Genomic DNA, 9,785 nt, shown 5'->3' on the forward strand with positions numbered 1-9,785 from the left:
CCCCGCGGCACGCCGGACCGGACCCGCGGGTGGACCACACCTCGGACGCGGGACCCGCGCTGCGGGCCGTCGAGGGCGAGGGCGAGGACCCCGCTGCGCTCGCCGCACGGCTCCGCTCCGGCGGGCGCCGCCTCGTCGCGACCGGCGGGGGCTTCGACATCGTGCACGCCGGGCACGTCGCGACCCTCCAGGCCGCGCGCCGCCTCGGCGACGCCCTCGTGGTGCTCGTCAACTCCGACGAGTCGGTCCGCCGGCTCAAGGGGCCGTCGCGCCCCGTCGTCACCGCCCGGGACCGCGCCCGCGTGCTCGAGGCGTTCGACTGCGTCGACGCCGTCGTCGTGTTCGACGAGGACGACCCCCGCGCCGCCCTCGAGCTGCTCCGGCCCGACGTCTGGGCCAAGGGCGGCGACTACGGCGACGCCGAGCTGCCCGAGGCCGCCGTCGTCCGGGAGCACGGGGGGCGCGTCGTCCTCCTGCCCTACCTGGGCGGGCGGTCGACGACGTCGATCCTCGCCCGGTCCGCCGCCCAGACCGCCTGACCCCCCACCTGACCCGGAACCACCCACTCGGAAGGACCCTCGTGACCACGAGCACCTCCACCCTGCCCACCCCCGGCCTGCCCACCCCCCGCACCGTCGGCACCGTCTACATCACCGGCGGCGCGAGCGGCCTCGGCGCCGCCGTCGTCGACGCCGTCCTGGCGGCCGGTGGCACCCCCGCCGTGCTCGACCGCGTGCCGCCGCAGCAGGAGGGCGTCGCCCACGTCGAGGTCGACCTCGCCGACTCCGCGGCGGCCGAGGCGGCGGTCGCGCGCCTCGTCGAGCAGGTCGGACCGCCGTCGGCCCTGGTCACCGCGGCGGGCACCGACGCGTGCGGCCCGCTCACCGAGATCGACACCGAGACCTGGGAGAAGGTCGTCCGGGTCAACCTGTTCGGCACCGTCGCGGTCGTCCGGGCCGCGCTGCCGCACCTGGAGCAGGCGCGGGGCACGGTCGTGACCGTCGGCTCGACGCTGTCCCTGCGGGGGATGAGCGACGCGACGGCGTACAGCGCGTCGAAGTTCGCGGTGCGCGGGTTCACGCACGCGCTCGCGGCCGAGTACGCCGGTCGTGTCGGCGTGACCCTCCTCATCCCCGGCGGGATGCGGACGGCGTTCTTCGACGGGCGGACCGAGCAGTACAAGCCGGGCCCCGACGCCGACCTCAACGACCCCCGCAGCACCGCCGCGACCGTCGTCACGGCTCTCCAGCAGCCGGTCGGGTCGGAGATCCGGGAGATGCTGGTCATGGCCTCGGGCGAGTCCTCCTGGCCGTGAGCGTCGCCGCGGGCGAGGCGGCCGAGGCGGGCGGAGCGGCGGACAGCCTCCGCCGGCCGACCGTGCTCGCCCTGCGCGCCCTCGGCCTCGGGGACGCGCTCACCGGCGTCCCCGCCCTGCGCGGGCTGCGCCGGGCCTTCCCCGACCACCGGCTCCTCCTCGCCGCACCGGCCGGCGTCGGGGGATGGCTGCGCGACCTCGGGGTGGTGGACGCGGTCCTCCCGGCCTCCGGGGTCCGCGCCGTGGAGCCGCTCGACCCCGCGCTCCTCGCCGAGGTGGTGGGCGGCCCCCCGGACGTCGCGGTCAATCTCCACGGCCAGGGGCCCCAGAGCCACGACGTCCTGCGCGCGACGTCCCCGGGGCGGCTCGTCGCGTTCGCCTGCGACGGGTTCGCCGACGGTCCCGCGTGGGACGACGACGAGCACGAGGTCGAGCGGTGGTGCCGCTTGGTGCGGGAGACGACCGGTGCCGCGTGCGGTCCGGAGGACCTGCGCCTGGACCCGCGGCTGGACCCGCGGCTGGACCCTTGGCTGGACCCGCGGCTGGACCCGCGGCTGGACCCGCCACCGAGCGACGTCGTCCTGCACCCGGGCGCGGCCTCCGGCTCCCGGCGCTGGCCGGCCGAGCGGTGGGCGCACCTGGCCGACCGGCTCGTCCGGGACGGCCGCCGCGTCGTCGTCACGGGCGGACCGGACGAGGTCGAGCTCGCCGAGGCGCTGGTCCTCGGCCTGCCGCCAGGCAGCGCGGTCGTCACGGCAGGGCGCCTGGACCTGCCCGGCCTCGCCGACGTCGTCGCCCGGGCCGCGCTCGTCGTCTGCGGCGACACCGGGGTCGCGCACGTCGCGACGGCCGCCGGGACGCCGTCGGTGCTGCTCTTCGGCCCCACGCCGCCGCACCGCTGGGGGCCCGCGACGGACCTCGAGCGCCATCGCGTCCTCTACCGCGGCGACCCGGAGCGGCCGGGTGACCCGCACGGCGAGGAGCCGGACCCGGCCCTGCTGGCGCTCTCCCTGGACGAGGTGCACGCTGCCGTGAGCGCCCTGCTGGCGTGACGCACCCAGGAGCGGAGGACCGATGAGCGACGGACCGACGAGCGACGGACCGCCGAGCCACGGACCGACTAGCCCCGGACGGACGAGTTCCAGCGGACCCACCTTCGAGCTGCGGTCGACGGTGCTGGGCGCGCGCGACCCGGAGCGCCTCGGCCGCTTCTGGGCCGACCTGCTCGGGTGGGAGCTGTTCGTCGACGACGAGACGTGGTGCCGCGTCCGCCCGGGCGCAGACCGGCCCGGGCTGTCGATCCAGCTCGAGGCCCTCCACGTGCCGCCGGCCTGGCCCGCGGGGGAGGGCGAGCAGCAGATGCAGATGCACCTGGACGTCCAGGTCGACGACGTCGCCGCCGCCGTCCGCCGTGCCCTCGAGCTGGGCGCGACGCTCGAGGAGCACCAGCCCCAGGAGGACGTCCGCGTCCTGCGTGACCCCGAGGGTCACCCGTTCTGCCTCTTCGTGGACTGACGCCGGACCCGTCCGGGCGTCACGCCGACGTGGCGAGCTCCTGCCGGAACCAGGCGACGGTCCGCGCGAGCCCCTCCTGCCACTGGACCTCCGGCGCCCAGCCGAGCAGCTCCTGGGCCTTGGTGGTGTCCGGCCGCCGGACCGTCGGGTCGTCGACGGGCCGCTCGATGAAGTCGATCCGGGAGCGGGACCCGGTCGCGGCGACGACGTCCTGGGCGATCTCCAGGACCGTCCGCTCGGACGGGTTGCCGATGTTCACCGGCCCGGCCTCGCCGCTGTCCGCGAGCGCGAGGATGCCGCGGACCAGGTCGTCGACGTAGCAGACCGAGCGCGTCTGGCTGCCGTCGCCGGCCACCGTGAGCGGCTCGCCGGCGAGCGCCTGCCGGATGAACGTCGGGATCGCGCGCCCGTCGAACGGGCGCATGCGCGGGCCGTAGGTGTTGAAGATCCGCACGATCGCGGTGTCGACGCCGTGCGTCGTCCGGTACGCCGTCGTCAGCGCCTCCGCGTAGCGCTTCGCCTCGTCGTACACGCCGCGCGGCCCGATCGGGTTGACGTGGCCCCAGTAGTCCTCGCGCTGCGGGTGCTCCTGCGGGTCGCCGTAGACCTCCGACGTCGAGGCGATGAGGAACCGCGCCCCCTTCTCCATCGCCAGCCCGAGCGCGTGGCCCGTCCCGATCGAGCCGACCTTGAGCGTGTGGATCGGCAGCTGGAGGTAGTCCACCGGGGAGGCGGGCGAGGCGAAGTGCAGCACGAGGTCGACGGCGCCCGGGACGTGGATGAAGTCGGTGACGTCGCACCGCACGAGCTGGAACCGCTCGTCGCCCATGAGGTGCGCGACGTTCGCGGGCGACCCGGTGAGGAAGTTGTCCAGGCAGACGACCTCCCACCCGCGGGCCACCAGCTCGGTGCACAGGTGGCTGCCGAGGAACCCGGCACCGCCCGTCACGACCACCCGGCCGGTCCTCGCGGGGGCTCGGCGTGCGTCGTCGATGCTCGTCATCGGTGGCCTCCTCGGCTGTCGGCGGTCAGGTCGTCCTCACGGGCCAGCAGGTCCAGGTCGGCGAGCACCTGCGGCGGCAGCACCCGGCGTCGGCGCAGCGCGCGGGGGACGTCCCGCAGGGCGTCCCGGGCACCGAGCCGCAGGGCGTCCTGCGCGCCCGGGTGCAGGGCTGCCCCCGGCTGCGCACTGCCCGCACGCCCGCCGACGACGGCGCTGCGCCACCGGGCGGCGACGTCGCGCCAGGGCAGGCGCAGGACGGTGCTGAGCAGCGCGGACCGCGTGATGGCCCGGACCCGCGCCTCGGGGGAGTGGCGCCGCGGCGACGGGTGGTGGTGCACCACGGCCTCGGGCAGGTAGGCCAGCGTCCAGCCGGCGGCCGTGAGGTCCCAGGCGACGCGCTCCTCCTCACCGGGGAACCGGACGACGTCGTCGAAGCCGCCCACCTCCAGGAAGGCGTCGCGCCGGACCATCGCGGCGCACGCGATGAAGCCGAGGACGCGCGGGCCGGGCAGGGCGTCGCCCGGCAGGGGAGAACCGGCCAGCACGGTGCCGAACGGGTCGGGCCGCTCGTCGGGCCCCACGAGGACGCTCGCGTTGACCAGGGCCACGGTCGGATGGTCGGCCAGGGCGTCGGCGGCCGTGCGCAGCGAGCCGGGGGACCACCAGGAGTCGTCGTCGGCGAAGGCGACGTACTCGGTGCGGGCCCGGCGGGCGCCGACGGTGCGCGCCGCGGCGGCGAGGTTGCGGGGCAGCTCGACGACGTCCACGTGCGGGTGGGCGGCGCGGACGGCGGCGGCGGTGCCGTCGGTCGACCCGTTGTCGACCAGCACCACCGGGGCGCGGTGGCGGCCGAGGCTCTCCAGCAGCTCGCCCCGGCGATTCATGCTCGCGACCACCACGGTGACGCGGGGGTCCTCGACGGACGGGGGGTCGCCGGGCACGCGCGGGTCGGGTCCGGGCGTGGTCACCATGCCCCCAGTCCTACCCGCGGATGGGGCGGTCGGCCCGTCGATCAAGGCTCCCTGGGCGCGGCCCCGCCGGACGGCGGGCCGGAATAGGGCGGGCGCGCGGGCACGTTCTGTCGGGCGTGAGCAGCAACGACACCCCCCACGACGCCGCCGGCCCGGCCCCCGCGGCGACCGCTCCCGACGCCCCTGCCCTCCAGCTCGGGCTCAACACCTTCGGCGACGTCACGCGCGACGCCGACGGCGCCCTCCAGCACCCCGCCGTGACGCTGCGCGAGGTGCTGGAGCAGGGCGTCGTGGCCGACCAGGCGGGTGTGGACGTCCTCGGCATCGGCGAGCACCACCGGCCGGACTTCGCGGTCAGCGCGCCGGACGTCGTCCTCGCCGCGATCGCCGGCCGGACCACCCGCCTGCGGCTGGCCTCCGCCGTGACGGTCCTGTCCAGCGACGACCCGGTCCGCGTGTTCCAGCGGTTCGCGACCCTGGACGGCCTCTCGGGCGGCCGGGCCGAGGTGATCCTCGGGCGCGGCTCCTTCACCGAGTCCTTCCCGCTCTTCGGCTACGACCTGTCCGACTACGAGGTGCTCTTCACCGAGAAGCTCGACCTCTTCAGCCACCTCCTCGCCGAGGAGCCGGTGACGTGGTCCGGGAGCACGCGGGCGCCCATGCGCGGCGTCGAGGTCCATCCCCGCACCGCGTCCGGCGGCCTGACCACGTGGATCGGCGTCGGCGGCAACCCGGAGTCGGTCGTGCGGGCCGCCCGCTACGGGATGCCGCTCATGATGGCGATCATCGGCGGGCCCGCGCACCGCTTCGCCCCGCTGGCCGACCTCTACCGCCGGGCCCTGACGGAGCTGGGTCAGGGGGACCTGCCGATCGGCGTCCACTCGCCAGGCCACGTCGCGGACACCGACGCGCGGGCGCGCGAGGAGCTGTGGCCGCACTACGAGGCGATGTACTCCCGCCTCGGCCGCGAGCGCGGCTGGGGCCCGACGACCCGCGCCCACTTCGAGGCCGAGGCCGACGAGGGCGCGCTCTACGTCGGCTCCCCGGAGACCGTCGCGCGCAAGATCGCCGAGTCGGTCCGGGCCCTGGGCATCCGCCGGTTCGACCTCAAGTACGCCACGGGCCCCATGCCGCACGCGCAGCTCGTGCGGAGCATCGAGCTCTACGGGACGAAGGTCGGCCCGATGGTGCGGGACATGCTCGCCTGAGGACGACGGGGCGAGGTCGCCCACCCTCCCCGCGCACCCTCCCCGCGCGTGAGGAGGGTGGGCGACCTACCGTCAGCCCATGACGCACTCCCCGAACCCCGCCGACCCCGACCCGGCCCAGACCCCCGGTCTGGAGCCCGGCGGCGGCGTCGCCCCCGGGGACACGCCGCCGGGGGAGTCCAGCGCGACGCCCGGGACCACCCAGCACCAGCCGGAGCTGCCGAGCGAGCGGACGAACAAGATCGTGTACGGGCTCGTCATCGCGACGACGGTCGTCGGCGCGCTGTTCTTCCTCGGCTACGCGCTCGGGCTCGTCGGCTGACCCGCCTGACGCGCCTGACCTGACGGGGCCGTTCGACGCGCCTGCCCTGGCACCGCCGCCACGAGCGGTCCGGCGCCGGAGACCAGGTCCGTCCGCAGCACGTCGTCCTCCTTGAGCCGCACCGTCTCGGCGGCGCCGAGCAGGACGACGCTGCCGTCCGGCTGCTCGACCTGCGCCGCCCCGGCACCCGGGCCGAGCGCGAGGACCATGCGCCGTCGTGCGGGCCGGTGCGCGGCCGTCGGCGCGTGGCCCGCCAGCAGGTCGCGGATGTTCTGGGTCACCACCGCCGCGTGCACCTGGGCGACGGTGGCGCGCTTGTCCTCCGGCATGTCGGTGATGTCCCCGACGGCGAACAGCCGGTCCTCGCCCACGAGCGACAGGTGCCGCGTGACCCGCAGGGTCCGGTCGCAGCGCCGCAGGGCCACCAGGTCGTCGTCGAGGTAGTCGGTGAGCGGTCGGGCGCCGTGGCACCGGAACCACATCTGGGCGTCGACCTGCACGCCGGCGGCGGTCTCGGCGACGAACGGCCCGTAGCGGCCCACCTCGTAGGGGGGCGGTGCGACCAGGGGGGAGCCGGTGACGAGCTCGACGCCGAGGTCGGTGAGCTGCCGGACCACCGAGGCCCGGAGGCCGGGTTCCACCTCCTCGCCGGGCAGGACCTCCGGCGCCTCCTCGACGACGACGACCCGCAGGTCCTCGAACGCGTGCGCGAGCTCGCCCGCCAGCTCCAGCCCGACGGGACCGCCGCCCTCGACGAGCACGCTGTCGCAGCGGGCGAGGTCGTCGCGCATCCGGGCGAGCGCCGCCACGGCGCCGACGCGGGTGAGGTCCCCCGTCTTGGCGGGGAAGGCGTAGCTCGTGCCGGTCGCCAGGACGACGAAGTCCGCCTCGAGCCGCTGCGTCGTCGACAGCAGGACCACGCCGGGCGAGACCGAGCGCACCCAGTCGTGCAGGACGTGCCCCCGCCGCAGCAGCGTGTCGTAGGGCCGGAAGACGCGGTCCTCCCACGTCGGGTCGACGGCTGCGCGCAGCGCCCCGACGGTGTGGACGAACCCGTCCCGCGGCTCCACGAGCACGACGTCCGCGACGTCGTCGAGCGCCTGCGCCACGGCGCAGCCCCCGTACCCACCACCGACGACGACGACGCGCGCTGTCACGGGTCCCTCCCACCACCGCCGCCCGGTCCCCGTCGACCGACCGGTCCGCCCCTGCCCGTCCATCGTCCGGTGCCGATCCCCGCCGCGCCCCGGACGTACGGCCCGGGTGGGGGTCAGCCGGCGTCGTTGACCCTCGGCGAGGGGCTCGCGCCGGCCGCGCGCGCGGCGGCGGTCGGCGACGTCCGTGGTGTCGTCCGGCTCCGGCAGTCCGGGCAGCAGGTCGCGCGGCAGCCCCTCGGTGGGGGCGACGACGACGTCCTGCACCTTCCAGTCCAGGTCGCACACCGCCTGGCGGGCCTCGCGCAGCTGGGTCAGCTCCGGCGGGATGCCCGCGACCGGCACGACGAACGCCTCGACGTGGAAGACGTGCCCCTCGTCGCGCACGCGCGACCCCGCCTCCTGGACCCAGGGCAGCGCGCGCAGGCGCTCGTCGACGCGGCCCACCAAGGGGTGGACCTCGCTGCCGTCCACGGTGCTCGCGCGGGCGTCCATGAGCGCCGTGACCGCGGTCCGGACGTTGCCGACGCCGTCGCGCAGGATGCTGCCGGAGATGAACAGCGCGGCGGCGGCGTCCGCCCACCACAGCCCCAGCCCGACGCCGAGGATCCCGACGATGCCGCCGGCGGCCGTCATCCAGTCCGCCTTGTTCATGTCGGCGTCGGCGTAGAGGACCCGGTCGTGCAGCTGCTCCGCGAGCGGCATCTTCGCCCGGCCGAGGAGGACCGGCGGCACGAGGGTGTACGCGAGGGCGCCGATCATCAGCCAGCCGGACCAGACCTGGTGACCGGCGACCTCCATGAGGCCGATCGGCGGGTGCTCCTGCTTGAGCAGCCCCGTGGCGCTGTCCCACACGAGGAACGTCCCCATGATGACCAGCGAGGTCCCGGCGACGAGGTGCCCGACGCCCACCGACCGGTGGTGCCCGTAGGGGTGGTTCGGGGAGGGGGGCTTGCGGGTCAGGCGCAGCGCCACGAGGAACGCGAACGGCGGGATGAACGACAGCAGGTCCTCGGCCCACGCGGCCTTCATCGCCTGCGAGCTGCCCATCACCAGGAACAGCAGCACGACGGCGGTGAGGAGGAAGCCGATCGTCAGCCAGGCGAGGCGCACCGCACGGCGCAGCGCCCGCTCCTGCTCCTCGGGGAGCTCGGTGTGGCCGAACCGGGTGCGCTCGCGGCCCGCGCCCCGCGCCGCCGCGCTCATCCGCCCACCTCCTGGTCCAGGAGGTACCGCTCCAGGGCGACGAGGAAGGCGTTCTCGCCCATCGGCGTGAGCATGACGTGCGGCTCGTCCTCGCCCGTCTCGGCCGGGACGGTCGTGTAGGGGCGCGTGACGGCCGCGTGGGACACCCAGGGCGTGCGCGCCGTGAAGCCGCCGACGACGAGGTCGAGCTTGCCGGCCTCCAGGTCCCCGAGGAGCTGCTCCTCCGTGCCGGCCTCCCACACGACCTCGGCACCGACCTCCTCGGCGAAGCCGGCGACGAGGTCCGCCTCGAGCCCCGTCGGCTCCAGCGGGTCCGCGTCCGCGCCGTCGGGCAGCTCGGTCCAGGGCGGGTGGGGCGACACGCCCACCCGCAGGAAGCCGCCCTCGACCCGCGTGAGGGTGCCCTTCGGGTCGGCGGGGAACTGCTCGGGGACGAGCCCGCAGCCGGCGACCGGCAGGACGAGGGCACCGAGGACGACGACCGGCAGCGCCCGCCGGGCCACGACCGCCTTCGCAGTGCTCATGCTGCAGAGTGAACTCCGATCCCGCCGGTCCGCACGTCGAACGGCGGGCTCCGGCGGCGACAGGACCCCTGGTCAGCGCGCCGTCAGCCGCGCACGGTCACCGGGCGGTGGGCCGTCGCCGCCCGTGCTCCCTCGCCGGTGCGCTCCGGCTCCTCGCCGACGTCGCTGCGCGCCAGCCAGTCGACGATCCCGCACACGGCGTCGGTGCAGCCCCCGCAGCCCGTCGTCGCGCGGGTACGCCGGGCCACCGCGGCGACGTCCCGGGCGCCGTCGTGCCAGCAGGCCACGATCTCGCCCTTGGTCACGCCGTTGCAGCGGCAGACGGTGGCGCGGTCCGGCATGAGCGTGGGGGACGGCTCGGAGGTGGGGGCCGCCGCCCCGCGCACGGGGGAGAGGAGCAGGTGCGCGGGGTCGGCGGGGACCGGGGTGCGACGCGTGTAGGCGGTGGTGAGGTCCGCGGCCGTCCGGGCGTCGCCCACGCAGGTCGCGCCGACGACGACGCCGTCGGCCACCACGACCTCGACGTGCCGGCCGGTGCGCGGGTCGCTCAGGGCGACCGCGCGCCGG

Annotated in this window: 11 protein-coding genes; 6 read left to right on the forward strand and 5 right to left on the reverse strand. The window is 76.2% G+C overall.

Going from position 1 to position 9,785, the window contains the following annotated elements; all coding sequences use genetic code 11:
* The 4 genes from N866_RS12810 to N866_RS12825 all read left to right on the forward strand — a co-directional run.
* Nucleotides 1–539 (forward strand): adenylyltransferase/cytidyltransferase family protein (locus N866_RS12810; protein WP_155855353.1); only part of this gene is annotated, 539 nt, incomplete at its 5' end.
* Nucleotides 540–580: 41 nt separating this feature from the next.
* A complete protein-coding gene (locus N866_RS12815) occupies nt 581–1,315 on the forward strand; it encodes an SDR family oxidoreductase (protein ID WP_245612583.1) in 735 nt (244 codons plus the stop codon).
* Nucleotides 1,312–2,367, forward strand: coding sequence for a glycosyltransferase family 9 protein (locus tag N866_RS12820; protein ID WP_081802626.1), 1,056 nt, complete (start codon nt 1,312–1,314; stop codon nt 2,365–2,367). Before N866_RS12815 ends, N866_RS12820 begins: the two co-directional genes overlap by 4 nt.
* Before the next feature lie 22 nt (nt 2,368–2,389).
* A complete protein-coding gene (locus N866_RS12825; protein WP_155855354.1) occupies nt 2,390–2,830 on the forward strand; it encodes a VOC family protein in 441 nt (146 codons plus the stop codon).
* A 19-nt stretch (nt 2,831–2,849) separates the two neighbouring features.
* Here N866_RS12825 and N866_RS12830 read toward each other — a convergent pair whose 3' ends face one another.
* Both N866_RS12830 and N866_RS12835 read right to left on the reverse strand, forming a co-directional pair.
* Complete coding sequence (locus N866_RS12830; RefSeq protein WP_052023015.1) at nt 2,850–3,833, reverse strand: UDP-glucuronic acid decarboxylase family protein; 984 nt, start codon at nt 3,831–3,833, stop codon at nt 2,850–2,852.
* Nucleotides 3,830–4,804 carry a glycosyltransferase family 2 protein gene (locus N866_RS12835; RefSeq protein ID WP_052023016.1) on the reverse strand — a complete coding sequence of 325 codons (975 nt, stop codon included), beginning with the start codon at nt 4,802–4,804 and terminating at the stop codon, nt 3,830–3,832. Before N866_RS12835 ends, N866_RS12830 begins: the two co-directional genes overlap by 4 nt.
* Nucleotides 4,805–4,911: 107 nt before the next feature.
* Here N866_RS12835 and N866_RS12840 point away from each other — a divergent pair, with 107 nt between their 5' ends.
* Nucleotides 4,912–6,012, forward strand: a complete 1,101-nt coding sequence (locus tag N866_RS12840; protein ID WP_425393959.1) for an LLM class flavin-dependent oxidoreductase — start codon at nt 4,912–4,914, stop codon at nt 6,010–6,012.
* Between the two features lie 79 nt (nt 6,013–6,091).
* On the forward strand, nt 6,092–6,334 hold the full coding sequence (locus N866_RS12845; RefSeq protein ID WP_034226912.1) for a DUF6480 family protein: 243 nt from the start codon (nt 6,092–6,094) through the stop codon (nt 6,332–6,334).
* On the opposite strand, the gene N866_RS22710 is transcribed toward N866_RS12845, so the two are convergent.
* From N866_RS22710 to N866_RS12860, 3 genes are all read right to left on the reverse strand, one after another.
* The gene (locus tag N866_RS22710) at nt 6,310–8,694 is read right to left on the reverse strand and encodes an FAD-dependent oxidoreductase (RefSeq protein ID WP_081802628.1); all 2,385 of its coding nucleotides are present in this window, start codon (nt 8,692–8,694) and stop codon (nt 6,310–6,312) included. The genes N866_RS12845 and N866_RS22710 overlap by 25 nt on opposite strands.
* Nucleotides 8,691–9,218, reverse strand: coding sequence for a transporter substrate-binding domain-containing protein (locus N866_RS12855; RefSeq protein WP_034226914.1), 528 nt, complete (start codon nt 9,216–9,218; stop codon nt 8,691–8,693). Before N866_RS12855 ends, N866_RS22710 begins: the two co-directional genes overlap by 4 nt.
* 83 nt (nt 9,219–9,301) lie before the next feature.
* Nucleotides 9,302–9,785 (reverse strand): (2Fe-2S)-binding protein (locus N866_RS12860; protein ID WP_034226915.1); only part of this gene is annotated, 484 nt, incomplete at its 5' end.

Source organism: Actinotalea ferrariae CF5-4 (assembly GCF_000603945.1).
GTDB classification, from domain to species: domain Bacteria; phylum Actinomycetota; class Actinomycetes; order Actinomycetales; family Cellulomonadaceae; genus Actinotalea; species Actinotalea ferrariae.

What these genes read in the sequence shown, in the direction of transcription:
- N866_RS12835 (WP_052023016.1), bottom strand. Translation starts at nt 4,804, where the DNA reads ATGGTGACCACGCCCGGACCCGACCCGCGCGTGCCCGGCGACCCCCCG.
- N866_RS22710 (WP_081802628.1), bottom strand. Translation starts at nt 8,694, where the DNA reads ATGAGCGCGGCGGCGCGGGGCGCGGGCCGCGAGCGCACCCGGTTCGGC.
- N866_RS12830 (WP_052023015.1), bottom strand. Translation starts at nt 3,833, where the DNA reads ATGACGAGCATCGACGACGCACGCCGAGCCCCCGCGAGGACCGGCCGG.
- N866_RS12825 (WP_155855354.1), top strand. Translation starts at nt 2,390, where the DNA reads ATGAGCGACGGACCGACGAGCGACGGACCGCCGAGCCACGGACCGACT.
- N866_RS12855 (WP_034226914.1), bottom strand. Translation starts at nt 9,218, where the DNA reads ATGAGCACTGCGAAGGCGGTCGTGGCCCGGCGGGCGCTGCCGGTCGTC.
- N866_RS12845 (WP_034226912.1), top strand. Translation starts at nt 6,092, where the DNA reads ATGACGCACTCCCCGAACCCCGCCGACCCCGACCCGGCCCAGACCCCC.